Below are 24,308 nucleotides of genomic sequence, written 5' to 3'. Positions count from 1 at the left end.
GGCTGCGGGTCGGATGCTGGCCAGCTCAGAGGGTGATCTCGTTCATGCGAGTCAACATCAGTGCCTCGGTCGCAACTGCATGCCGGAACGTGTCCAGATGCAAGGACTCGTTCGGGCTGTGCGCGCGTGCGTGCGGGTCTTCGACTCCGGTGACGAGAATCTGCGCGGCCGGGAATTCGCGCACGAGGTCGGCGATGAACGGAATCGATCCGCCGACACCGAGATCGACCGGGTCGACACCGTAGCCGTCCGCCATCGCCTGGCGGGCGAGTTCGACTGCCCATCCGTCGGTGTCGACGAGGAAGCCGTTACCGAGATCCACGTCCGAGAACGTCAGCTCGGCTCCGAACGGGGCCTGCGAGCGCAGGTGGCTCTCCAACGCCGCGTAGGCCTCTTCGCCCGTCTGGCCTGGTGCGACGCGAGCGCTGATGACGACCGTCACTTCGGGCAGAAGCGTGTTGGATGCTGCCTCCACACTGGTCGCATCGATGCCGATGACGGTGACCGCCGGCTTGTTCCAGATCCGGCTGAGGATACTGTCGCGTCCGATCGGCGACGTGCCATGCAGCAGCCCGGCCTCATCGCGCAGCGTTGCTTCGTTGTACTCGGGGGTATCGGCATCCAACTCTGTGAGCCCCTCGACGGCGACAGCGCCATCGGCGTCCCAGAGCGTGGAGAGCAACCGAACGGTCGCCATCATCGCATCCGGAACTGCGCCACCGAACATACCGGAGTGCGAGGCGTGGTCCAGGGTCCGTACCTTCAGCGTGAAGCGCGCGTTGCCGCGCAATGAGACGGTCAGGCCCGGGGTCTCGGAGTCCCAGTTACCGGAGTCAGCCACCACGATCGCGTCGGCACGCAGCGCGTCGACGTTGTCGCTGAGGAACTGTGCGAACGATCGAGAGCCGTATTCCTCTTCACCTTCGATGAACATCGAGACGCCCAGCTCCAGGTCATCCCCCAGCACCTCGGCGACCGCGCGCAGGGAAGCGATATGCGCCATGATCCCGGCCTTGTCGTCCGCGGCTCCGCGTCCGTACAGGCGCCCGTTGCGCACGGTCGGCTCGAACGGCGGGGTCTCCCACAGCTCGTCCGCTCCCGGAGGCTGAACATCGTGGTGTGCGTAGAGCAGGATCGTCGGCTTGCCGCCACGTGCTGCTCGTGTTGCCAGCACTGCGGGCTGACCGAGCTCGTCGGTGCCGTCGATCGTCGCGCGGAGCACGCGAACCGAGTCGAAGACCCCCGTCTCGGTGGCGAGCGTCGCAACGTGCTCAGCGCTGCGCTCGAGCTGAGTCTGGTCAAACGAAGGCCAGGCGATGCCCGGGATGCGCACCAGATCGCCCAAATCCGACAGCGCGGAGGGGATGCCGATGGCCACGGCCTCGGTGACGGCGGATTCGATGGCGGGGTCTGCATTCGGCGGCACTGAACTCATGCGAGTAATCTTAAGGCCGAACCCTAGTTTTCTATCCGAGGAGCCCCGTGGCCACTTCCACCCCATCGACGAACGACGACTCCCCCGAGACGCCAGTCGTCGGCAAGGGACGGCCGACACCCAGTCGCGCCGAGCAGGAAGCTGCCCGGCGACGCCCACTTGTCGCTGACACCAAAGAAGCCCGTGCTGCTGCGAAGGCGCAGCTGCGCGAGCGCCGTGACCGTGCTCAAGCGGGTATGGCCGCCGGTGAGGACAAGTATCTTCCGCCCCGTGACAAGGGTCCGCAGCGCCGGTGGGTGCGCGACTACGTCGATGCCGGCTGGCACGTCTCCGAGTGGGTGATGGCGCTGATGGTGGTGGTCATCCTCGTCTCGCTGATCCCGGATCCCACGTTCTCGTTCTACGCCTTCGTAGGCCTGTGGGCTTTCATCCTCGTTGCCGTGGGCGACATGGTCCTACTGGGAACTCGTGTGAAGAAGAAGGCCGCCGCGAAGTTCGGCAAGGAGCGTCTCGAGAAGGGCCTGGGCTGGTACGCCGCGATGCGCTCACTCCAGATGCGCTTCATGCGTCTGCCGAAGCCGCAGGTCAAGCGCGGACAGTACCCCGAGTAACCCCTAATTCCCTTTGCGAGCGGGCGCTCGTGGCTCTTCGCAACGCGAATCTCGAGCCACGGGCGCCCACTCGCAATTTAGGTGGGTGGTGGTGACGGGGGCGCTACGGGCGGCGGAGCGCGCGGTTGATCTGGCGCGCCCAGAGCGGGCCACGGTACAGGAACGCTGTGTAGCCCTGCACCAGGGTGGCGCCAGCATCCAATCGCGCTTGCACGTCGGATGCCGTCTCCACTCCCCCGACGGAGATCACGCAGAAGCTCTCCGGAACCGCCGCGCGCACGATCCGCAGAACATCCATCGAGCGCTCGCGCAGCGGCGCGCCGGACAGGCCACCGGCTCCAGCCGCTTCGACGACAGCGGCATCCGTCGTGAGTCCTTCGCGACTGATCGTGGTGTTGTGGGCGATGATCCCGTCCAGGCCCTCGCTGACGGCGAGCTGCGCGATCGCAGTGATCTCCTCATCCGGCAGGTCCGGAGCGATCTTCACCAGCAGCGGTGTTGAGCCGGCCGCATCCTTCACGGCGCGCAGCAGCGGCGCGAGGGTCTCGACCGCTTGCAATCCGCGGAGCCCGGGGGTGTTCGGTGAGGAGACGTTCACCGCCAGGTAGTCGGCCAATCCGGCGAGCTTCTTCGCACTCGCGACATAGTCGGCGGTGGCGTTTTCGACCTCGACCACCCGACTCTTGCCGATGTTGACACCGATGATCGTCTTCGGCCGATGGCGGCGGAGCTTCTCCAGCCGGCGTGCCGCAGCATCCGCGCCATCGTTATTGAAGCCCATCCGATTGATGACAGCACGGTCCGCGACGAGACGGAACAGACGAGGTTTCGGGTTGCCCTCCTGAGGGATGGCGGTGACCGTCCCAATCTCGACGTGTCCGAATCCGAGTGCAGCCAGGCCGCGCACGCCCACGGCGTTCTTGTCGAAGCCTGCTGCGACACCGAACGGCGAATCGAAGGTCAGTCCGAGCGCTGAAACCTGCTGATCCGGGCTGGGCGCGGCGATCGCCCTGGTGATCCAGGAGAACGGCGGAACGCCGAGCACACGGACCACCGCCATGCCGGCGTGGTGGGCGAACTCGGGATCGAAGCGCGAGAGAACAGCGCGAAAAAGCAGCGGATACATCCCTGCCAGATTACCGCTCGGCCGGGTCTGCTCCGGCCGCAACATGATCCGAGCGCAGGTCACTGATCGCGCTTTCGAAATCTTCCAACGAATCGAACGCCTGGTACACGCTGGCAAAACGCAGGTAAGCAACCTCATCCAAGTCGCGAAGCGGCCCGAGGATCGACAGGCCAATCTCGTTGGCATCCAACTGCGAGACACCCGTCTGACGCACGGCTTCCTCAACCCGCTGCGCGAGAACGGCGAGATCAGCCTCGGTGACCGGACGCCCCTGACAGGCCTTGCGCACACCCGAGATGACCTTCTCCCGACTGAACGGCTCCATCACACCGGAACGCTTGATCACGTTGAGGCTGGCCGTCTCGGTCGTTGTGAAGCGTCCACCGCATTCCGGACACTGCCGTCGACGACGGATGGAAAGCCCGTCGTCGCTCGTGCGTGAATCGATCACACGGGAATCGGAATGACGACAGAACGGGCAGTGCATGGTGTTACAGCGTAGTCGCTCAGACCGTCGGCTCGGGGAAGCGCGCCTCGACGGCATCACCGTGTGCAGGAAGCGCTTCGGCGTTCGCCAGCGCGACGACGTCCGCGCGTGCCCGGGCGAGAGCCTCGTGATTGTATTCGATGACCTGCTGCGGACGCAGGAAAGTGTACGCGCCGAGACCCGCTGCATAGCGCGCCTGTCCCCCGGTGGGCAGCACGTGGTTGCTGCCGGCCATGTAGTCGCCGAGGCTGACCGGTGTCTGGTCGCCGACGAAGATGGCTCCGGCGCTCGTGAACGCGGATGCCGCGTCCGCCGCATCCGCGAGGTGAAGCTCGAGGTGCTCTGGTGCATAGGCGTTACTGAAGGCGGTAGCCATCGCACGGTCATCGACCAGGACGATGGCCGACTGCGGCCCGCCGAGGGCAGCAGCGACCCGGTCGCGGTGCGCAGTGGATGCTGCCAGCTTCGCCACCGCGGTGGACGCACGCTCTGCAAGCTCCGTGGAGTCGGTGACGAGAACGGCTGATGCCTGCTCGTCGTGCTCGGCCTGGCTGATGAGGTCAGCGGCGATGAGCGTCGCATCTGCCGCCTGGTCTGCAACGATCAGGATCTCGGTGGCACCCGCTTCAGAATCGGTGCCGACGACTCCGGCGACGGCGCGCTTCGCGGAGGCGACGTAGTTGTTTCCGGGTCCGGAGACCACGTCGACGGGATCGAGGCCGAGGCTTGCGACGCCGTAGGCGAAAGCGCCGATCGCGCCGGCCCCACCGATGGCGTAGATCTCATCGATGCCGAGTAGCGCTGCCGCGGCAAGGATTGTCGGGTGCACGCGTCCACCGTGCTGGGCCTGGGGCGGCGATGCGAGCGCGATCGATGACACACCAGCGACCTGCGCGGGCACGACGTTCATGACGACGCTGGATGCCAGAGCCGCCTTACCGCCGGGAATGTACACGCCGGCGCGGTGGATCGGCTGCCAGCGCTGCAGAATTCGCGCTCCGGGACCGATATCGGTCGTCTGGGGCGCAGGAACCTGGGCGAGAGAGCCCCGCCGCACTCGTTCGATCGCATTCTCCAGAGCGGTGCGAACAGCGGGATCGACGGATGCCATCGCCTCGGCGATGTGCTCTGCCGGAACCCGGATCGCGTGGTCGGTCACCTTGTCGAAGCGTGCAGCCTGATCGCGCAGAGCACTCTCGCCATGAGCGCGAACGTCCTCGACGATGCGTGTCGCGGTCTGCAGTGCTTCTGCCCGGGCCTGTGCGGCGCGTGGAACCGCGGCGAGCATATCCGCTGGCGAGAGCTGCTGCCCTCGGAGATCAATGGTGCGCACTTCAGCCCTTCGTGATGTCGTTGATGTCGTGCAGGTAGCCGACGCGGCCGTCATCGTGGCGTACGACGTAGGTCTCACCGCGATCTTCCAACACCAGAGCCCAGGCTTCCGGACCGATCTGGAACAGCGTCTGGCCCTGCTCGTCGACGACCTCACGCGCGTCCGGCGCGAGCGCCCAGAACGGCTGAGCGGCGGAAACGGCCTGAGTAGCGGCAGCCGACTGCTCGTGCGCTGCCGCATCGGCTGTGGCCTCGACATCCTCATCCACGATGGAATCGACGCTGCTCACCGGCTCGGAAACGTCACGCTCGAAGCTCTCCGGCTCCGGTTCAAAAATTTCCGCGTCCGCAAAAGCGTCGCTATCGGCGTCGCTATCGGCGTCATTGCCGCGGGCGGATCGTGCGTACCCCGGTACATAGTCGTCGTCGATAGCGGTCGTCATGCCGAGCGCACCGCCGGACGCATGCGAGGTCAGCGGCACGCTGTTCAGCAGATCCGGTGGCTCCGCACCGCCCGTTTCCGGCGCATCCGACGCATCCGGCGCTTCCGGCGCATCCGGCGCATCCGGCGCATCCGACTGAGGTGATCCGTCAAGAACGGCAGATTCCGGGCGCGGTCGGGCGATCACGGGGCGCGCGGGGTTCGCGTTGCGATGAGCGAGTGTGACCAACCGGCCTTGAAAGTCCTCACGCAGTCCGGGGATGAACGGTGCGAACACGGTCAGCGCCACCAGGGCCAGCGCGCCGATGAACTGCACGATCATCACCCAGCTCAGCAGGAAGTAGCCCTGAACCGCCATCGCGGCGATCGACTCCCAGATTGTGCTGGCCCAGTACACCGCCGCGACGGAGAAGGCGACCGACGCGAACTGATCGATTCCGAGCGAGCCGACGCGTCGGATGCCCTCAGGCGAGAACCGGCGCAGCACGATCAAGAAGACCGCAACAGTGGGCAGCCCGATCGGCAGAATCCAGGAAATCCCCCGCATCCAGATCGAAGTTCCGCTGATCTGTGCGTACAGCGGGAAGAACGATGTCACGAAAATGACCAGCCAGACGGCAACGATGAGCAGCTCGCGAAGAGTGAAACCGAGTATGCCGTGCTCGGGAGTCACTTCCTCGTCGTAGAAGACACCGTCATCCTCAGTGACAGGATCGTCCGAGAATTCCGTACTCATCAAGCGAAGTCCTTTCGATTTGGCACGCACCTGATCCTGTGCGTCCAACGCGTCACGATATTACCCGCTGTGGTCGAACGGCGCCGCTGAGGGACGCGAGACGACGTCATCCGAGACAGGTCGGCCCGAGCAATGACTTGAGATCCCCGAACAGGTCAGCGGAGACCTTCACGGGCATCGGAACGTCGAACACCTTGGCCGTCTGCCCCCGATGCACGCGCAGCACAACCTCGGTGTCGCCGCTATGACGGCGGAGCACTTCAGCCAGTTCGTGCATGACACGCTCTGTAGCGCGTTGCTCTGCGAGAACGAGCGACAGCGGCCCCGACGCGTCAAAGGAGCCGATGTCGGGAGTGAATGCTGATTGTCCGTGCAGGTTTAATCCATCGTCACGGCGTGAGATGCGTCCGCGCACCGCCAGGATGGCATCCTGCTGCAGCGTGTGCTGGTACTCGGTGTACGTCTTACCCATGAACATCACGGTGACCTCACCGTTGAAGTCCTCGACGGTGATCATGCCGTAGGGATTTCCGCTGGCCTTCGCCACGCGATGCTGCACGCTGGTCACGAGGCCGGCCACGGTGACCTGATCGCCGTCTTGCAGGTCTTCGGACGCGAGCAGATTGTGGATCGAGATCGACGCGTGCTTGGCTAGCGGCACTTCCAGCCCGGCGAGCGGATGATCCGACACGTACAGACCGAGCATCTCTCGCTCGAAGGCGAGCTTGTCCTTCTTGATCCATTCCGGGCGCTCCGGGACCTTCGCCGGGACGGCTTCTTCGACCGCCTCGTACAAGCTGTCGAAGTCGAAGCCGATGGCGCCCTGCGCCTCATTGCGTTTCTGATCGACGGCCGCTTCGGTGGCATCCTCATGGATTTCCATCAGGGCACGGCGGGTGTCTCCCATGGAGTCGAAGGCTCCGGCCTTGATCAACGACTCAACGGTGCGCTTGTTGGAAACGTGCAGCGGCACCTTCTTCAGGAAGTCGTGGAAAGAATCGAAGTTCTCCTTCTTGCGCGACTCGACGATGCCGTCGACGACGTTGCTGCCGACGTTGCGGACCGCACCGAGGCCGAAGCGGATGTCTTCCCCGACGGCGGCGAAGAAATTGATCGACTCTCGGACATCCGGCGGCAGAACCCGGATCCCCATGCGCCGGCACTCATTGAGGTAGATCGCCATCTTGTCTTTGGAATCACCGACGCTGGTCAGCAGAGCTGCCATGTACTCGGCGGGATAGTGCGCCTTGAGGTACGCGGTCCAATACGAGACGAGCCCGTATGCGGCAGAGTGCGCCTTGTTGAACGCGTAGTCGGAGAACGGCAGCAGGATGTCCCACAGCGACTTGATCGCGGCGTCACCGAATCCGCGCTCTTTCATACCGCCGGCAAAGCCCTCGTACTGCTTGTCGAGCTCGGACTTCTTCTTCTTACCCATCGCCCGACGCAGAATATCGGCCTGTCCCAGGCTGAAGCCGGCGACCTTCTGCGCGATGGCCATCACCTGCTCCTGGTAGATGATCAGACCGTAGGAGGTGTCGAGGATGTCTTTCAGCGGCTCTTCGAGCTCGGGATGAATCGGGGTGATCGGCTGCAGCCCGTTCTTGCGCAGCGCATAGTTCGTGTGCGAGTTCGCACCCATGGGGCCGGGTCGGTACAGCGCGATGACAGCCGAGATGTCTTCGAAGTTGTCGGGCTTCATCAGTCGCAGCAGGGAGCGCATCGGCCCACCGTCGAGCTGGAACACACCGAGGGTGTCTCCCCGCGAGAGCAGATCGTACGCCGGACGATCTTCAAGCTCGAGGTGCTCGAGATCGACGTCCTCACCGCGGTTCATGCGGATGTTGTCGAGGGCATCCGAGATGATCGTGAGGTTCCTGAGACCCAGGAAGTCCATCTTGATCAGGCCGAGCGACTCGCATGACGGGTAGTCGAACTGCGTGACGATCTGACCGTCCTGCTCACGGCGCATGATCGGGATGATGTCGAGCAGCGGTTCGCTCGACATGATCACACCAGCCGCGTGCACACCCCACTGGCGCTTTAGCCCCTCCAGGCCGATGGCGCGATCGAAGACGGTTTTCGCCTCCGGGTCAGTCTCGATCAGCGCGCGGAACTCGCTTGCTTCTTTGTAACGCGGATGCTTCGGGTCGAACATGCCGTCCAGCGGCATGTCCTTGCCCATCACGGGCGGCGGCATCGCCTTGGTCAGACGCTCGCCCATGCTGAAGGGGAAGCCCAGCACGCGTCCGGCATCCTTCAAGGCCTGCTTGGACTTGATCGTGCCGTACGTGACGATCTGTGCGACACGCTCGTCACCGTACTTCTCGGTGACATAGTCGATGACTTCGCCGCGGCGCCGATCATCGAAGTCGACGTCGAAGTCAGGCATCGACACACGGTCAGGGTTGAGGAATCGCTCGAAGATCAGGCCGTGCTCGAGCGGGTCGAGATCGGTGATCTTCATCGCATAGGCGACCATGGATCCGGCACCGGAACCACGCCCGGGTCCGACGCGGATGCCGTTGTCCTTGGCCCAGTTGATGAAGTCGGCAACGACGAGGAAGTAGCCGGGGAAACCCATCTGCAAGATGATGTCGGTTTCGTATTCGGCTTGCTTGCGCACCTTGTCCGGGATGCCGCCGGGGTAACGGTAGTGCAGGCCCGCTTCGACCTCTTTGACCAGCCAGCTGTCTTCGCTCTCGCCCTCCGGGACGGGGAAACGCGGCATGTAGTTGGCCGAGGTGTTGAACTCAACCTCGCAACGCTCTGCGATCAGCAGCGTGTTATCGCACGCTTCGGGGTGGTCGCGGAAGAGCTGGCGCATCTCCTGCGCAGTCTTGATGTAGTAGCCGTCGCCATCGAACTTGAAGCGGTTCGGGTTATCCAGCGTCGAACCGGACTGCACGCACAGGAGAGCCGCGTGAGCGTCAGCCTCGTGCTGGTGCGTGTAGTGCGAGTCGTTCGTGCCCACCAGCGGGATGCCGAGATCTTTCGAGATCTTCAGCAGATCGGTGATGACGCGACGTTCGATGTCGAGGCCGTGATCCATGATCTCGGCGAAGTAGTTCTCTTTACCGAAGATGTCTTGGAACTCTGCGGCCGCGGCCCGTGCCGCGTCGTACTGGCCCAGGCGCAGCCGCGTCTGGATTTCGCCCGACGGGCATCCCGTCGTCGCGATGAGACCCTTCCCGTAGGTCTGCAGCAGATCCCGGTCCATTCGAGGCTTGAAGTACTGCCCCTCGAGGCTCGACAACGAGCTGAGCCGGAAGAGGTTGTGCATACCCTCGGTGCTCTGGCTCCACATCGTCATGTGGGTATATGCACCGGACCCAGAGACGTCATCGCGCTTCTGCTCGGGAGCGCCCCAGGCGACTCGCGTCCTATCGCCGCGGTGCGTTCCGGGCGTCACATAGGCCTCGAGGCCGATGATCGGCTTCACGCCGGCGTTTTTGGCCGCGTTGTAGAACTCGAAGGCTGCGAAGGTGTTGCCATGATCGGTGACAGCGATGGCCGGCATGCCGTAATCGGCCGCCGCCTGAGTCATCAATCCGATCTTTGCGGCGCCGTCCAGCATCGAGTATTCGCTGTGCACGTGCAGGTGAACGAAGGAGTCGGATGCCACGTGTTCGAGTCTACGTCGGGGCACAGACGTCGGCACTTTGATATGGGTCCGCAGATCACCCGAGCTCGTCGATCACGCCGATAACGCCGCTTTCTTCTCCGACTTCGATAAGTCCAGTCTCATCACGACGCGAGGAAAACCGTTGAGCACCGAACTCGTCTCCGCAGCCTGAACGAATCCCGCTTTCTCGAACAGCAATTTGGTACCGACGTACATCATCGTCAAGTCGACTCGCTCGCCCGCGTTGTCGACCGGGTACCCCTCCACAGCCGGCGCTTCACGCTCCTTCGCATATGCCGCCCCGCCTGCGATCAGCGCGTGCATGATCCCCTGCTTGCGGTAGCCCGGGCGCACCCGAAAGCACCACAGCGACCACACATCGAGGTCATCCACATGCGGAATCAGACGATTTCTGGCGAAGCTCGTGTCCCGACGCGGACGGACAGCTGCCCAGCCCACATCCGGTGTGTGGCATCCTCTGACTGGTCGCGTCACAGAAGATGCGCGTGCTTGCAGCCCGCACCCGCCACAAGTGAGACACGGCTCAGCGGCGTGTCTCAGAAATCGCGGCACCCGGCGTGTGGACCCGCCACTTCTGTGACACCAAGACGTGCGGATCCTGCACCGAGTCAGTCCCCGCGCAGGATCTCCAAGGCGTGCTCGAAGTCGGCGGGATACGGCGACTCGAATGAGACCCACTCCCCCGTTGCCGGGTGCGTGAAGGCGAGCCTATGGGCATGCAGCCACTGCCGAGTCAGCCCCAGCTTCGCGGCGATCGTCGGATCGGCGCCGTAGAGCGGGTCGCCGACGCATGGATGCCGGTGAGCGGCCATGTGCACGCGGATCTGGTGCGTGCGGCCGGTCTCCAGGTGGATCTCGAGCAGCGAGGCACCGGGGAACGCCTCAAGCGTCTCGTAGTGCGTGACCGAGTCCTTGCCGTCGGGAATCACGGCGAACTTCCACGAGTGATTCGGATGCCGTCCGATCGGTGCATCGATGGTCCCTGCCAGAGGATCCGGATGCCCCTGCACAACGGCATGGTAGATCTTCTCGACCGTGCGCTCCTTGAAGGCGCGTTTGAGCACGGTGTACGCGGACTCGGTCTTCGCAACGACCATCAGTCCGCTGGTTCCGACATCGAGCCGGTGCACGATCCCGGCCCGCTCGGCAGCCCCGCTGGTAGCGATGCGGAAGCCCGCACCTGCCAGGGCGCCGAGCACAGTCGGCCCTTCCCATCCCACGGAGGGGTGCGCGGCAACGCCCGAGGGTTTGTCGATCACGACAATGTCGTCGTCATCGTGGATGATTCCGAGCTCCGGCACGACGACCGGGATGATCTTTGGGTCCTCCTTGGGACGCCACTCGACGCTCAGCCATCCGCCGGCACGCAGCCGATCGGATTTGCCGAGCGTCACGCCGTCCAGACTCACGCCTCCGGCCTCAGCCACCTCAGCGGCAAAGGTACGGGAAAAGCCCAGCATCTTGGCCAGCGCGGCGTCGACGCGAGCCCCTTCCAACCCATCCGGGACGGGAAGCGAGCGAGTCTCCATACTCAGGCGTCCTTCTCGACGGCCTTGGCATCGGTTTCGGCAGAGGTTCCCGTGACCGCTTCAGCTTCAGCTTCAGCTTCAGCAGATACAACCGGGTCGTCCTTCTCGCGCGTGCCGTCCAGACGGAGTCCCAGTACGACCAGGAGCGCGACGGCGATCATGCCGCACACGATGAAGATGTCTGCGACATTGAAGATCGCCGGCATCATCCATGGCATAGAGATCATGTCCACGACATGACCGACTCCGAAACCCGGGTCCCTAAACAGCCGATCGGTGAGGTTGCCGAGTACACCGCCGAGCAGGCAGCCGAGAACCACAGCCCATAGCCGGGAATTGAGGCTGAACGCCTTCCAGATGATGATCGCTGAGACAACAGCGAGAGCGATCGTGAAGATCCAGGTGACTTCGCTGCCCAAGGAGAAAGCCGCTCCGGGATTTCTCACGTAGTACAGCTGAAGGAACTCACCCAGCACCGGAACCGCTTCATGCAGCGGCAGATGCTCAACGGTGAGGTACTTCGCAAACTGATCGGCGGCCAGCACCACAATCGCGAGAATCGCGACGATGATACCGGCCGCCGGTCGACTGATCAGGCGACGTCCTGACAATGCGACGACCTACAGGCCGATCGCGGAGACCGGCGTCGAGTCCGTCGAAGTCGCCTTCTCGTCAAGGTCACGCAGCTGGCCCTCGATGTAACCGCGCAGCTGGGTGCGGTAGTCGCGCTCGAAGTTGCGCAGCTCGGTGATGCGAGCCTCCAGCGTGTTGCGCTCGCGCTCCAGGCGTGCTGCCTCTTCGCGCTGCTTCACCTGTGCTTCGCTCTGGATGCGGTCGACCTCGGTCTGCGCCTCGGAGATCAGCTGGCTCTTCTTCGCCTCACCCTCGGCAACGTGCTCGTCGTGCAGACGCTGTGCGAGCTCGATGATGCCGGCGGTCGCGGTCGTGGAGCCTGCGGCCTCGACTGGGGCTGCAACGGCAACGGGCTGCGGAGCGGCGGCGGGAGCCGGAACCTCGTCGACGACGGCGGGCTTCTCTTCAGCCAGAGCGGGAGCCGCAGCAGCAACAGGCGCCGGGGTCTCACCGGATTCGTATGCGGCCAGCTTCGTCTTCAGCTCGGCGTTCTCTTCGAGTGCCTTGCGCCACTCGACGACGATCTCGTCGAGGAAGTCGTCAACCTCATCCGGGTCAAAGCCGTCCTTGAATCGGACGTGCTGGAACTGCTTGGTGACGACGTCATCCGGGGTCAGTGCCATTTTCTCGGCTCCTCTTTCGATGAGTTCTGTAGCCAGTGACTGAAAGCATGGCTCGGTATTGATTCGGCGCGTACCCGGGGCGCGCACCTGGGTGCAAGCATAGTCCCCGCTCGGCGAGCACGCGATGTGAGAAATCACATCGCGTGCTCGAGCGGCCAACTACACGCGGATGAAAGCTTGCACGACCGACATCAGAATCAGCACGGCAAGCATGGTGAGGGTGAACCCGAAATCCAGTGACAGCGTTCCGATGCGCAACGGAGGAATGAAGCGTCGGAACAGCTTGATCGGCGGATCGGTGACCGTGTACACGAGCTCTGCGGCGATGAGGCCGCCGCCCTTGGGTCGCCATTCGCGGTTGAACAGCGGGATGTAATCAAGGATCAGCCGTGCGAACAGAACGAAGATGTAGATCAGCAGGATCAGATGAACGATCGATGCGATCCCAGAGACCAGCGCGGTCACGGCTTAGGACTGATCAAAGCCCGCAGAATCTGGATCTGCGTGGGCGATGCCGCCGTGTCCCGAAACAGCAATGTTCTCCGGCGAGAGCAGGAAGACCTTGCTGGTGACCCGCTCGATGCGTCCGTACAGACCCAGCGAAAGACCGCTCGCGAAGTCGATCAGACGGCGTGCGTCAGCGTCGCTCATCTGAGACAGGTTGATGATCACCGGAACGCCTTCGCGGAAGTTCTCAGCGATCAACTGAGCATCGCGGTACTGCTTAGGGTGCACCGTGAGGATCTCGTTGACTGTTCCGGCCGTGGGCTGGCGCACGGCGACCGGGCGACGCAGTGGAGTCACAGGCGCGGGCGCCGACTCTTCCTGGTCACGGTCACGGTCACGCTCACGCTGTGCGCGCGCGGGGGCCGGAGCTAGCTCTTCCTCGTAGGCCTCTTCCTCATCGGCGAGGCCCAGGTACACCATGGTCTTCTTCAGCGGGTTTCCCATCGTGTCCTCCATATTTGGCGTGGGCTGATCTGTTTCGAGGTTAACCCCGGTCGGGCCGGGGTCCGGTTATTGCCGAGCCGATCCGCAGGTGTGTCGCACCGGCTGCGATCGCCTCCGCGAAGTCGGCAGTCATGCCGGCAGAAATCCAGGCGGCTTCTGGCTCGATTGCTCGAATGCTGTCGGAAATACCGCGCAGGCGCGCAAAGGCGGATGCCGGTGCCTCATCAAGCGGCGCAACGGCCATCACGCCCCGCAACCGCAGCGACGGCAACGTCAGGATGTGCTCCGCCAAGGACTCGGCCTCAGCGGGCACCACGCCCCCGCGTCCGGCGTCATCGGTGAGATTGATCTGAACGAGCACGTCGAGCAGGTCGTCGCTCTCTGCGGCACGGTGCAGCGCGTCTGCCAGCTTGATCCGGTCGACAGAATGCACGACAGCGGCGCTGCGACGAATCGCCGCGGCCTTCTTCGTCTGCGCCTGGCCGACGAAGTGCCAGCGCAGGTCATCCAAGGCCGAGTCAAGGGCCGAGTGCTTAGCGGAAAGCTCCTGCTGCCGGTTCTCTCCGACATCCCGAACGCCCAGGTCGTAAAGAGCGCTCACCAGTTCGACGGGATGGAACTTCGTCACCACGATGCGGGTGATTTCACCAGCATCCCGCCCTGCCGAGCGCGCGGCGTCCGCGATCTGCGAATCGATCGCGGACAACCGCGCAGCAAGGTCAGTCAAAATAATCGGGCCTGTCTTCGCCGGGGTTTACTTGAGGAACTCAGGGATGTCGATGTCGTCGTCGCTGAATGCCGGCTCGAGGCTGGTCGAACCAAGTCGCGGCGCAGGCTGGGCAGGCTCGCGCTGTGCGGCCGGTGCATCCGCTGCGGCGTTCTCAGACAGCTTTACCTCGGGCAGCGAGGCCGACTCCGGGCGAGAGACGACCATCGGGTCGAGGCGCACCGAGGGTGAACCTCCGTCGAACCCGGCGGCGATGACGGTGACACGCACCTCGTCGCCCAGAGTGTCGTCGATGACCGTACCGAAGATGATGTTCGCCTCGGGGTGCGCAGCTTCCTTCACAAGATCTGCAGCATCGTGGATCTCGAAGATACCGAGGTTGGAACCACCCTGGATCGAGAGCAGCACGCCGTGCGCGCCTTCGATCGATGCTTCGAGCAAGGGCGATTCGACAGCGAGCTCCGCAGCCTTGATGGCCCGATCGGCGCCGCGGGCGGAACCGATACCCATGAGCGCGGAACCCGCGCCCTGCATGACCGACTTGACGTCGGCGAAGTCGAGGTTGATCAGACCCGGGGTCGTGATGAGGTCGGTGATGCCCTGGACACCGGCGAGGAGAACCTGGTCGGCGGTGGCGAAAGCCTCGATCATCGAGATGCCGCGGTCGCTGATCTCCAGCAGACGGTCGTTCGGCACGACGATGAGTGTGTCGACCTCTTCTTTCAGCTTGGCGACGCCAGCCTCAGCCTGGCTCTGGCGGCGGCGACCTTCGAAGGAGAACGGCTTTGTGACGACACCGATGGTCAGCGCGCCGATCGACTTCGCAATGCGGGCGACGACCGGGGCACCACCGGTACCCGTTCCACCACCCTCACCGGCGGTGACGAACACCATGTCGGCACCGGTCAGCGCCTGCTCGATCTCTTCCGCGTGATCCTCGGCTGCGCGACGTCCGACCTCGGGGTCGGCACCGGCGCCGAGTCCACGGGTCAGTTCACGCCCCACGTCGAGCTTGACGTCGGCATCGCTCATCAGCAGCGCCTGCGCGTCAGTGTTGACCGCGATGAACTCGACCCCACGCAGGCCGAGATCGATCATGCGGTTCACGGCGTTGACGCCGCCACCGCCGACGCCGACGACCTTGATCACGGCGAGGTAGTTCTGGTTCTGGCTCATGGCCGGCCTCCGTTGTGTTGAGCCTGGAAAGAATGTGAACCTTAAACCTCAACTAGAGGTGTAAAGTATTTCCCGGTATTGCGTTCTCATCACTGACGGTATGCGCACTGACGCCGCGCGCGCGCACCAACACGGGCGTGTCGTGTGTTTCGAGATGAAACACGCTCAACCGACGACGGGAACCAGGTACGACGACACATCGACAGTGCGCGCATCCGGTCGTGGAATGAGCACTCGGCTCAGAGTTTCGGCCTTCATGACCGAGTCATCAGCGCTCCCCCAGACCACCGAGAGCCCCGTCGACAGCTTCAGCGAGACGTCATCGAGGGTGCTGGCGGAGACCTCCGTCACCGTTGCCCGGATATCCGCGGGCAACGACCTGATCACAAGTCCGACAGATTCGAAGGCGTCCGACTCTGTCCCCCCGACAACGTTCAGCACGGGTTGCCCGGCCGGGGCATCCGGTGTCGTCGACAATGCGACTCCCGCTGCGTCCACCAGGGTGTACCCGGCATCCGAGGCGACCACGCCGATCGGCGTGCGCTCGACGATCCGCAGGGTGAGATCGTTCGGGGGGCGCGCCTCGAGCGCATACGTCTCGATCAGCGGAAAGGCGATCAGCGCCGATTTAACGTCATTCTCGTCGACGAGCGCCAGCGGTGTGCCGAGCTGGTCAGCCAGAGCCGCCTCGATCACCATCGGGTCCAGAGCGGATGCTCCGACCACGGTGATCTTACGCACCGCGAATAGCGGACTGTACGCGGCGGCGGCTGTCCCACCGATCAGAATCAGCACCGCCGCCAGCGCGCCCAACCAGATGAGCCGACGACGGCGAGAGCGCTGCGTGAAGCGGCGGATCTCCGCGCGCAGCGTCTTGCGACGCGCGCGAGCAGCACGCCACACATCGCGGACCGTGAGTGTCTCGTCCTCCGTAGGCGCATCCGGTTCAGAAAGCGTCGCAGAACTCTCTGACGCGGCCGAAGTAGTCGAAGTCTCGGCGTCGATATCAGCCGGCCGCTCACGAGTGAAGCGCGCCACCCGAGACGTTTGAACCGGGGCTGGCTGTTCCTCCTGCTCAGGCGCTCTCGGAAGCGGTGCCGGACGACGCATCGCTCAGTCCTCGGCGGTCTTCCGCAGCGATTCGAGCACCTGCGGAATGATCAGGTAGACGTTTCCGCAGCCGAGGGTGATCACGTAGTCGCCCTCTTGAGCCACGGTCGCGGTGTAGTCCGCGGCCTCTTGCCAATCGGTCACGTAGTGCACGTGGTCAGGATCGGAGAAAGCGCCGCTGACCAGTTCGCCGGTGACACCGGGAACCGGATCTTCCCGGGCACCGTAGACATCGAGCATGACCGTGTGGTCTGCATAGGTCTCGAGCACTTCGGCGAACTCGCGGTACATGTGCTGCGTGCGCGAGTACGTGTGCGGCTGCTGGATAGCGATCAGCCGGCCGGCGCCCACGACGCTGCGTGCGGCTTCGAGCGCAACTTTCACTTCAGTGGGGTGATGCGCGTAATCGTCGAAGACGCTGACCCCGCGCTCGACGCCATGCAGCTCGAAGCGTCGCACGGTACCGGCGAAGCCCTCGACCGCACGAACCGCGTCCGCCAGGCCGTACCCCAGCGTCAGCAGCACGGCGACAGCCCCCGCGGCATTGATCGCATTGTGCTCGCCGGGCATCGCCAGTTGCATGCGCGCGCTCTGGCCCGCGTGGACGAGAGTCGCAGCGATAGGCCCTGCCGTGGACACGTCGATCAGACGCACATCGGCATCCTCCGCTTTACCGAAGGTGATGACGTTTTTGTGCGAAAGGCCCGCTTTCACTCGGAGAGCGCCCGGGTCATCGCTCGAGATCACAACGGCCTCGCTCGCGGCATCCGCAAAGCGAATGAAGGCGTCGTGAAAAGCCTCATCCGAACCGAAGTGATCAAGGTGGTCAGGGTCGACGTTCGTGATCAGCGCGATGGCAGTGTCGTACAGCAGGAACGTGCCGTCGGACTCATCCGCTTCGACGATGAACAGTTCATCCGCACCCGAGGCGCTCGAAGCGCCCAGCTGCTCGATGACGCCGCCGTTGACGAAGTTCGGGTCGGCGCCAAGTTCCTGCAGAGCGGTGACGAGCATGCCCGTCGACGACGTCTTACCGTGCGCACCGGCCACCGATACCAGGCGTCGTCCACCGATCAACCAGTGCAGCGCCTGCGAGCGGTGGATGACGTGCAGTCCACGCTCTTTAGCGGTGACGAACTCCGGGTTCTCCGGCCAGATCGCGCCGGTGTGCACGACAGTATCGGCATCACCGAGGTGGGCGGCATCGTGTCCGACGTGCACGATCGCACCGGCCGCAGCGAGAGCGCGCAGGCTATCGCTGTCTGAGCGATCGGAACCGGAAACCCGGATGCCGGCGTCGAGGAACATCTTCGCGAGTCCGCTCATGCCCGATCCACCGATCCCGATGAAGTGGGCAGCGGTGATGGACTCCGGAATCGGAAGGGAAAGGTCAGGTCTGATCATGTCCCGTCCATCCTAATTCGCTGCCCTGACAGTGACCTCTGGCCACGCCGCCCCAGTCACGTGTGTGCTGTTCAGGCGCCGAGTGCCCGATCGATCATCGCAATGACATTCTCAGTGCCGTTGCGGGTACCGACGTTCTTCGCAGCATTCGTCATTCGCGCCCGACGCTCGGCATCGGCCAGCAGCGGGATCACCTGCGCACGCACGGCGTCACCGGTGAAGTCCGCATCGTCGATGACGATCGCCGCACCCGCATCGATGCTCGAGGCCGCGTTGAGTCGTTGTTCACCGTTACCGACGGCGTACGGCACGTACACCGCGGGCATGCCGAGCGCGCTGATCTCGCTGACCGTCGCCGCCCCAGAGCGCGACACGATGAGGTCTGCCATGGCAAATGCGAGATCCATCCGATCGACGTATCGACGCAGTGCGTAGCCTGGCACCTCCGGATCGACGAGGTCGCTTCGCTCCCCCGTCACATGCAACAGCTGCCAACCGGCAGCGAGCACATCGCCCCAGGAATCAGCCACGGCCTCGTTGAGGTGCAGTGCGCCCAACGACCCGCCGAAGACCAGCAGCACGGGGCGTGTGGCATCCAGCCCAAAGTGCTCTGCCGCCTCGGCACGCAGTGCGTCACGATCCAAATTCACGATTTCACGACGCAACGGCATTCCCACAACCTCGCTGCCCTTCAGCGCAGTGCCGGCGAATGCGACACCGACGCCAGCGGCCGAACGAGCACCCAGCACGTTCGCCAGGCCAGGCTTCGCGTTGGCCTCGTGCACGACGAACGGCACATTCTCGCGTTTCGCGGCGACGTATGCCGGTGCCGAGGCATACCCTCCGAAGCCGATCACGACGTCGATGCTGTGCGCACGAATGTGTGCTCGCACCTGCGCGATGGCCGTGCGGAATCGTCCGAGAAACGCCAGGGCCTGCTTGTTCGGTCGGCGCGGGAACGGCACCTTGTCCACGATGAGCAGTTCGTAGCCCCGTTCGGGTACGAGGCGCGCTTCCAGGCCCTCCTTCGTGCCGAGCACGAGGATGTCGGCCTGGGCGTCGCGCTCACGAAGCCCGTCGGCGACGGCGAGCAGCGGGTTGACATGGCCGGCGGTGCCACCGCCGGCGAGAAGGTACGAAGTCACTTGGTGACCCTATCCCGCTCTGATGCGGGAATCGTGCGAGCGAATGCCAGCAGCACTCCACAGGCCAGCAGCACGGACAACAGCGCCGTGCCACCCTGCGACATGAACGGCAACGGCACCCCGAGCACGGGGAAGATGCCGATCACGACACCGATGTTGATGAGCGCCTGACCGAGGATCCAGACGGTGATGCCGCCGGCGGCAACACGGATGAACGGGTCGGGGGTCTTCCGCATGATGTGGAACGCACCAACAGCGAAGAAGGTGAACAGTGCCAGCACCACGATGCATCCGATGAGCCCAAGCTCCTCACCGACGATCGCGAAGATGAAGTCGTTGGCCGCCGCGGGCAGCCAACCGTACTTCTCCTGCGAGTTGCCCAGGCCCAGGCCGAAGACCCCACCCTTCGCCATGCCCCATACGGCATGAATCGACTGGTAGCAGTCGTCTTCGTAATTGGCCATGTCCGAGCAGACCATCGTGATGCGACGCATCCGGTCCGGGCTGACGACGGCAAGTGCGATGATGCCGACCACGCCCAGTAAGACCGGGAGGATGAACAGGCGCAGTTTGACGCCGGCGAAGAACAAGCATCCCAGCAGGATTGCCACGAGAACCATCACGGTTCCGAGGTCACGTCCTGCCATCACGGTGGCGATCGCGAGCAGTCCGACCGGGATGACCGGGATGAACACGTGCCGCCAGATACCGAGAAGTGTGCGCTTGCGCAGCAGTACGTAAGCGATCCACAGCGCGAGGGCGAGTTTGAGGAATTCCGAGGGCTGCATGGAGACGACGCCGAGGTCGATCCAGTTGCGGTTTCCGGCGTCTTCGATGCCCAGTGGCGTGAACACCAGAAGCTGCAGCAGCGTCGCCCCGATCAGCGCCGGCCAGGCCAGTTTCTTCAGGAATGCGATCGGAATACGGCTGACCAGGAACATCAGCGGGATGCCGACAGCGGCGAACATCGCCTGCTTGAGGGCGGTATCCATGGATCCGGATTCGGTGGCGCTGGTCGCCGAGATCACCATGATGATGCCGAACGCCGTGAGAAGCAGCGCGGTGGATGCGATCAGAAGGAACTCGCTGGAGGGCGGCGTGAAAATCCGCCCGAGTGAGACGCGTGCCGCGAGTCCCTGAGATTCAGTGCGCGGTGGGCGAGCTGTCTGCGTCATCCGCGCTCCCCCGCTCGATCCACGTGCGCACCGCATCGGCGAAGCGGTGGCCACGATCCGCGTAGCTGGTGAACTGGTCGAAGGATGCCGCGGCAGGAGCCAGTAACACTGTGCCCCCGTCGGTGACGATCCCTGCGGCAAGTTCCACCACACGAGTCATGACGTCTTCAGTCTCACCAGTGATGACCTCGATCACCGGGACTGCGGGCGCGTGTCGCTCGAATGCCGCGACCACCTCGGTGCGTTCGGCTCCGATGACCAGCGCCGCTCGCGCGATCCGCCCGGCATCCGCGACCAGTTCCGACAGGTCGACGCCCTTCAGATCTCCCCCAACAATCCACACCGCTCCGGGATACGCGCGCAGCGACGAGGCTGCGGCATGGGGGTTGGTGGCCTTGGAATCGTCGACCCAGGTGATGCCCTGATGACGGGCGATGACCTGAATACGGTGCTCGTCGAGGCGGAATGCCTGCAGCGCGCTGCGAATCGCCTCCGGCGTCGTTCCGAGAGAGCGGGCGAGAGCGGTGGCTGCGAGGATGTTCTGCACGATGTGCGGGGCGGACAGACCCGCGTTCTCGAGGTCGGCAAGCGTGGTGATCTCCAGCGCGCTGTTGCGACGGTCATCGAGGAACGCCCGGTCGGCAAGAATACCGTCGACGACGCCGAGGTCGCTGGGCCCGGGCACGCCGAGATCGAAGCCGATGGCTCGGGCTCCCTCCGTGACATCTGCTTCCTCGACCATGTGCTGCGTTGCCGCGTCGGCCTTGTTGTAGACGCAGACGACTCGCGTGTTGCGGTAGACGATGGCCTTTGTTGCGCGGTAGGCCTCGGCGCTGCCGTGCCAGACGAGGTGATCGTCAGCGAGGTTCAGACAAACCGACGCGTAGGGAACCAGCTCCCCTGCCGCGCTGCTCTGTGCGATGTACCAGAGCTGGTGGCTGGAGAGTTCGACGACCAGCACATCGAAGCCGGCAGGATCACGCACAGCATCCAGTACCGGAATTCCGATGTTGCCGCAGGGCGCGGCACGCAGTCCGCCTGCGACGAGCAGCGACGCCGTCAGCTGTGTCGTCGTTGTCTTGCCATTGGTGCCGGTGATGAGCACCCAATCCGCCGGAGTGCCGTCTGCGCGCACGACCTTATCGCGCACGCGCCAGGCAAGTTCCACGTCACCCCACAGGGCGATGCCGGATTCCTGCACCCAGCGGATTACCGGATGCGACGGCGAGAAACCCGGGGATGCGACGACGACATCAGCACCGAACTCGCGAAGCACTTCAGGAACCTCACTGAGCGGTCCGAGTTCCAGTTGCGCACCGATGACCGGGACGAGTCGTTCATACTCGTCCGAGGCTGATTCGGAGAGCACCAGCACGTCAGCACCGAGCTCGGTGAGGGTGTCGGCCGTGGAGAAGCCGGTCACCGACAATCCGAGCACTACAACCCGCAGACCCTTCCAGTCGGCGTGCCAACTGGTCAGAGCATCCAATCTGGTCATGCCAGCGTGAGCCATTCGACATAGAACAACCCGACCGCTGACACAGCAAGAAGGCCGGCGATGATCCACAACCTGACGACGATGGTCACCTCTGGCCAACCGCGCATCTCGAGGTGGTGGTGGAACGGGCTCATCAGGAACAGCCGTTTGCCGCGAGTGATCTTGAAGTAGGCACGCTGCAGGATCACCGATCCGGACGACAGCACGAAAACGCCGGCGATCACGAGCAGCAGCAGTTCGGTGCGGGTGAGGATCGCCATCGCGGTGATGACGCCACCGATGGCCATCGAGCCGACGTCGCCCATGAAGACCTTCGCCTTGGGCGCATTCCACCAGAGGAATCCGATCAGGCCGGCCGCAAAAGACGCAGCGATGATCGCGAGGTTGAAGGGGTCGCGCACCTGATAACAGGCCGCGAGAACATCATCTTCAGCACCAGCGCCGGTGCCGATGCAGGACTGCTTGAACTGCCAGAAGGCGATGAGGCTATAGGCACCGACGACGAACACACCGGCCCCGGCGGCGAGACCGTCCAGGCCGTCGGTGAGGTTCACGCTGTTCGATGTTGCGATGCCGATCACGGCGATCCAGATCAAATAGAGGATCCAGCCGATGATGACGCCGAAGCTGAAGAGGTTCAGCCACGGGATGTCACGGAACAGCGACACATGGCTGCTCGCAGGGGTCTGCCCCCACTGGTTCTTGAAGTTCAACGCGACGATGCCGAAGGGAATCATCACGATCAGCTGGCCGATGACCTTCCGCCAGCCGGACAGCCCGAGGCTGCGCTGCGACTTCACCTTCATGTAGTCGTCGATAAACCCGACGACACCGAAGCCCACCATGAGCCAGATGACAAGAATCGCGGACAGTGCCGGGGTGCTGCCGCCGACGTAGACGCCGACGAAGTAGCCGACGATCGTGCCCATGATGAAGATCACACCGCCCATCGTGGGGGTGCCGCGCTTGGCCTCATGACTCGGGTTCGCGATGTCTTCCGGGGTGCGGATGACCTGCCCCCAGCCCCAGCGGCGGAACAGCCGCAAGAAGACCGGGGTGAGGAAAAGGGTGAAGGCGAGCGATATCGCCGCTGCCATCAGGAGTGATCTCACGAGAACAATTCTCCCAGACGATCGCCGAGATGCCTGAGGCCCACGGAATTGGATGATTTGACGAGCACGCGATCGCCGTCGCGCAGCTCTGTGCTGAGGTAGTCGAAGGCTGCGTCCTGGTCGGGCAGATGCACAGCCTCGCTGTCCCACGATCCCTCGCCGACGGCGGCGAGATAGAGCCGTCGTGCCTCAGAACCGACCACGACGATGCGGCGAATGTTCAACCGCACGGCGAGCAGACCGATCCGGTCGTGCTCTTCCCCCGCGCTCTCGCCCAGCTCGCTCATCGCACCGAGAACAGCGACGGTGCGCTCGTCTGGCCCGGTGATCTGTGCGAGTGTGCGCAGAGCGGCAGCGGTCGAGTCCGGGCTGGCGTTGTACGCATCGTTGATGATGCGCACCCGGTCGTTGCCCATCGGCTGCATCCGCCAACGCTCAGCGATCTCAACCGTTTCGAGTCGCGCGATGGCATCCGCTGTCGAGACGCCGAGCACGCCGGCTGCGGCAATTGCCGCCAACGCGTTACTGATGTGGTGCGCACCGAGAACTTTCAATCGAAGTGGCAGTGACTCACCGGCCGCAGTGATCACTGCACTCGTGCCGTCGGCCGTGACGTGAATATCGCTCGCGCGCACGTCAGCGGAGTCGTTCTGTCCGAAGCCGACGACGCGCTGGCCGTGAGCGATCGCGATCTCGCGCATGGCGGACACGCGTGAGTCGTCGATGTTCAGCACGGCGACGCCGCCGGGCCGGGAGGCCGTGATCAGTTCGGATTTGGCCTGGGCCGTTGCCTCGATGCCGCCGAAGCCGCCGGCGTGCGCCATCCCGACCATCAGGATGACAGCGACATCGGGCTCGACCAGGCCGGCGAGGCGGGCGATGCTGCCGGGTTCGGCCGCGCCGAACTCGCTGACGAGGAACCGTGTCGTCTCAGTGACCCGCAGCATCGTGACGGGCGCGCCGACCTCGTTGTTGTATGAGGCGATGGGCGCGATCGTCTCTCCCTCATCGCTGAGGATGCGCGCGAGGAAGTTCTTCGTCGTCGTCTTGCCGTTGGACCCGGTGATGCCGATGACCTTCATGTCACCGGATTCGCGAACCCGAGCGACGACGGCACGAGCGAGGTCTGCCAGTGCCGCCACGGCATCCGGCACGATGATCTGTGAGATGTCGGCGACGACGGCGTGCTCCACGAGCGCGAGGACCGCGCCGTTGGCAGCGGCGGCCTCGACGAAACGGTGTCCGTCGGTCTCAGCGCCCGGCTTGGCTACAAAGATGCCGCCTGCGGTCATCTTCCGAGAATCGGTATCGACGACGCCGCTGGCCACTGCCTGTGCGGTATCAGCGTCGATGGTGCGCAGATCGCCGCCGGTGATGGCAGCGATCTCGGCAAACGACAGGGCGATCATG

General features: G+C 64.1%; 21 protein-coding genes and 1 pseudogene. 1 reads left to right on the top strand and 21 read right to left on the bottom strand.

The window, feature by feature from the left end:
- Positions 1-25 precede the first annotated feature (25 nt).
- Complete coding sequence (locus tag ACSU1L_RS00500; protein ID WP_439254240.1) at positions 26-1,435, bottom strand: dipeptidase; 1,410 nt, start codon at positions 1,433-1,435, stop codon at positions 26-28.
- 47 nt (positions 1,436-1,482) lie between these two features.
- On the opposite strand from ACSU1L_RS00500, the gene ACSU1L_RS00495 reads away from it, so the two are divergent.
- On the top strand, positions 1,483-2,046 hold the full coding sequence (locus ACSU1L_RS00495; RefSeq protein WP_438255354.1) for a DUF3043 domain-containing protein: 564 nt from the start codon (positions 1,483-1,485) through the stop codon (positions 2,044-2,046).
- 103 nt (positions 2,047-2,149) lie between these two features.
- Here ACSU1L_RS00495 and ACSU1L_RS00490 read toward each other — a convergent pair whose 3' ends face one another.
- The 20 genes and pseudogenes from ACSU1L_RS00490 to ACSU1L_RS00395 all read right to left on the bottom strand — a co-directional run bounded on the left by ACSU1L_RS00490 (position 2,150) and on the right by ACSU1L_RS00395 (position 24,307).
- On the bottom strand, positions 2,150-3,172 hold the full coding sequence (locus ACSU1L_RS00490) for a quinone-dependent dihydroorotate dehydrogenase (RefSeq protein ID WP_438255353.1): 1,023 nt from the start codon (positions 3,170-3,172) through the stop codon (positions 2,150-2,152).
- 10 nt (positions 3,173-3,182) lie between these two features.
- The gene (gene nrdR, locus ACSU1L_RS00485) at positions 3,183-3,659 is read right to left on the bottom strand and encodes a transcriptional regulator NrdR (RefSeq protein ID WP_438255352.1); all 477 of its coding nucleotides are present in this window, start codon (positions 3,657-3,659) and stop codon (positions 3,183-3,185) included.
- 19 nt (positions 3,660-3,678) lie between these two features.
- On the bottom strand, positions 3,679-4,992 hold the full coding sequence (gene hisD / locus ACSU1L_RS00480) for a histidinol dehydrogenase (protein WP_439254238.1): 1,314 nt from the start codon (positions 4,990-4,992) through the stop codon (positions 3,679-3,681).
- A gap of 1 nt (position 4,993) precedes the next feature.
- Positions 4,994-6,169, bottom strand: a complete 1,176-nt coding sequence (locus ACSU1L_RS00475) for a hypothetical protein (RefSeq protein WP_439254236.1) — start codon at positions 6,167-6,169, stop codon at positions 4,994-4,996.
- A gap of 106 nt (positions 6,170-6,275) precedes the next feature.
- Entirely contained in the window at positions 6,276-9,794 is a 3,519-nt protein-coding gene (gene dnaE, locus ACSU1L_RS00470) for a DNA polymerase III subunit alpha (protein ID WP_439254235.1), read from the bottom strand.
- Between the two features lie 72 nt (positions 9,795-9,866).
- A pseudogene (locus ACSU1L_RS00465) lies at positions 9,867-10,253 on the bottom strand (GNAT family N-acetyltransferase); the annotation flags it as partial.
- Positions 10,254-10,423: 170 nt separating this feature from the next.
- On the bottom strand, positions 10,424-11,344 hold the full coding sequence (locus tag ACSU1L_RS00460; protein WP_438255348.1) for an RluA family pseudouridine synthase: 921 nt from the start codon (positions 11,342-11,344) through the stop codon (positions 10,424-10,426).
- Positions 11,345-11,346: 2 nt separating this feature from the next.
- Positions 11,347-11,955, bottom strand: a complete 609-nt coding sequence (gene lspA / locus ACSU1L_RS00455; protein ID WP_439254234.1) for a signal peptidase II — start codon at positions 11,953-11,955, stop codon at positions 11,347-11,349.
- 9 nt (positions 11,956-11,964) lie between these two features.
- On the bottom strand, positions 11,965-12,600 hold the full coding sequence (locus tag ACSU1L_RS00450; protein WP_439254233.1) for a DivIVA domain-containing protein: 636 nt from the start codon (positions 12,598-12,600) through the stop codon (positions 11,965-11,967).
- A gap of 159 nt (positions 12,601-12,759) precedes the next feature.
- Positions 12,760-13,065 carry a YggT family protein gene (locus ACSU1L_RS00445; protein WP_438255345.1) on the bottom strand — a complete coding sequence of 102 codons (306 nt, stop codon included), beginning with the start codon at positions 13,063-13,065 and terminating at the stop codon, positions 12,760-12,762.
- A gap of 3 nt (positions 13,066-13,068) precedes the next feature.
- The gene (locus ACSU1L_RS00440) at positions 13,069-13,551 is read right to left on the bottom strand and encodes a cell division protein SepF (protein ID WP_439254232.1); all 483 of its coding nucleotides are present in this window, start codon (positions 13,549-13,551) and stop codon (positions 13,069-13,071) included.
- A 40-nt stretch (positions 13,552-13,591) separates the two neighbouring features.
- Positions 13,592-14,278, bottom strand: coding sequence for a YggS family pyridoxal phosphate-dependent enzyme (locus ACSU1L_RS00435; protein ID WP_439254231.1), 687 nt, complete (start codon positions 14,276-14,278; stop codon positions 13,592-13,594).
- A 27-nt stretch (positions 14,279-14,305) separates the two neighbouring features.
- Entirely contained in the window at positions 14,306-15,454 is a 1,149-nt protein-coding gene (gene ftsZ / locus ACSU1L_RS00430) for a cell division protein FtsZ (protein WP_439254229.1), read from the bottom strand.
- Positions 15,455-15,619: 165 nt separating this feature from the next.
- Positions 15,620-16,492, bottom strand: coding sequence for an FtsQ-type POTRA domain-containing protein (locus tag ACSU1L_RS00425; RefSeq protein WP_438255341.1), 873 nt, complete (start codon positions 16,490-16,492; stop codon positions 15,620-15,622).
- A 75-nt stretch (positions 16,493-16,567) separates the two neighbouring features.
- Positions 16,568-17,968, bottom strand: coding sequence for a UDP-N-acetylmuramate--L-alanine ligase (gene murC / locus ACSU1L_RS00420; RefSeq protein WP_438255340.1), 1,401 nt, complete (start codon positions 17,966-17,968; stop codon positions 16,568-16,570).
- A gap of 71 nt (positions 17,969-18,039) precedes the next feature.
- A complete protein-coding gene (locus tag ACSU1L_RS00415) occupies positions 18,040-19,113 on the bottom strand; it encodes a UDP-N-acetylglucosamine--N-acetylmuramyl-(pentapeptide) pyrophosphoryl-undecaprenol N-acetylglucosamine transferase (protein ID WP_438255339.1) in 1,074 nt (357 codons plus the stop codon).
- Positions 19,110-20,288 (bottom strand): putative lipid II flippase FtsW, encoded by a 1,179-nt coding sequence (ftsW, locus tag ACSU1L_RS00410; protein WP_438255338.1) that lies wholly within the window; start codon positions 20,286-20,288, stop codon positions 19,110-19,112. The genes ACSU1L_RS00415 and ftsW overlap by 4 nt, the downstream gene beginning before the upstream one ends.
- The gene (gene murD, locus ACSU1L_RS00405; RefSeq protein ID WP_439254228.1) at positions 20,257-21,786 is read right to left on the bottom strand and encodes a UDP-N-acetylmuramoyl-L-alanine--D-glutamate ligase; all 1,530 of its coding nucleotides are present in this window, start codon (positions 21,784-21,786) and stop codon (positions 20,257-20,259) included. Before murD ends, ftsW begins: the two co-directional genes overlap by 32 nt.
- Complete coding sequence (gene mraY / locus ACSU1L_RS00400) at positions 21,783-22,898, bottom strand: phospho-N-acetylmuramoyl-pentapeptide-transferase (protein WP_438255336.1); 1,116 nt, start codon at positions 22,896-22,898, stop codon at positions 21,783-21,785. The genes murD and mraY overlap by 4 nt, the downstream gene beginning before the upstream one ends.
- Positions 22,895-24,307: a UDP-N-acetylmuramoyl-tripeptide--D-alanyl-D-alanine ligase gene (locus ACSU1L_RS00395; protein WP_438255335.1), complete on the bottom strand. Its 1,413-nt coding sequence runs from the start codon at positions 24,305-24,307 to the stop codon at positions 22,895-22,897. Before ACSU1L_RS00395 ends, mraY begins: the two co-directional genes overlap by 4 nt.
- Position 24,308: the final 1 nt, after the last annotated feature.

Origin of the sequence: Microbacterium sp. A94 (genome assembly GCF_051842855.1) — a bacterium.
GTDB lineage: Bacteria > Actinomycetota > Actinomycetes > Actinomycetales > Microbacteriaceae > Microbacterium.
This window is presented reverse-complemented; position numbering and strand designations above follow the sequence as displayed.

What these genes read in the sequence shown, in the direction of transcription:
- ftsW (WP_438255338.1), bottom strand. Translation starts at nt 20,288, where the DNA reads ATGACGCAGACAGCTCGCCCACCGCGCACTGAATCTCAGGGACTCGCG.
- ACSU1L_RS00460 (WP_438255348.1), bottom strand. Translation starts at nt 11,344, where the DNA reads ATGGAGACTCGCTCGCTTCCCGTCCCGGATGGGTTGGAAGGGGCTCGC.
- murD (WP_439254228.1), bottom strand. Translation starts at nt 21,786, where the DNA reads ATGACCAGATTGGATGCTCTGACCAGTTGGCACGCCGACTGGAAGGGT.
- ftsZ (WP_439254229.1), bottom strand. Translation starts at nt 15,454, where the DNA reads ATGAGCCAGAACCAGAACTACCTCGCCGTGATCAAGGTCGTCGGCGTC.
- murC (WP_438255340.1), bottom strand. Translation starts at nt 17,968, where the DNA reads ATGATCAGACCTGACCTTTCCCTTCCGATTCCGGAGTCCATCACCGCT.
- ACSU1L_RS00490 (WP_438255353.1), bottom strand. Translation starts at nt 3,172, where the DNA reads ATGTATCCGCTGCTTTTTCGCGCTGTTCTCTCGCGCTTCGATCCCGAG.
- ACSU1L_RS00395 (WP_438255335.1), bottom strand. Translation starts at nt 24,307, where the DNA reads ATGATCGCCCTGTCGTTTGCCGAGATCGCTGCCATCACCGGCGGCGAT.
- ACSU1L_RS00500 (WP_439254240.1), bottom strand. Translation starts at nt 1,435, where the DNA reads ATGAGTTCAGTGCCGCCGAATGCAGACCCCGCCATCGAATCCGCCGTC.
- ACSU1L_RS00475 (WP_439254236.1), bottom strand. Translation starts at nt 6,169, where the DNA reads ATGAGTACGGAATTCTCGGACGATCCTGTCACTGAGGATGACGGTGTC.
- ACSU1L_RS00450 (WP_439254233.1), bottom strand. Translation starts at nt 12,600, where the DNA reads ATGGCACTGACCCCGGATGACGTCGTCACCAAGCAGTTCCAGCACGTC.
- nrdR (WP_438255352.1), bottom strand. Translation starts at nt 3,659, where the DNA reads ATGCACTGCCCGTTCTGTCGTCATTCCGATTCCCGTGTGATCGATTCA.
- ACSU1L_RS00440 (WP_439254232.1), bottom strand. Translation starts at nt 13,551, where the DNA reads ATGGGAAACCCGCTGAAGAAGACCATGGTGTACCTGGGCCTCGCCGAT.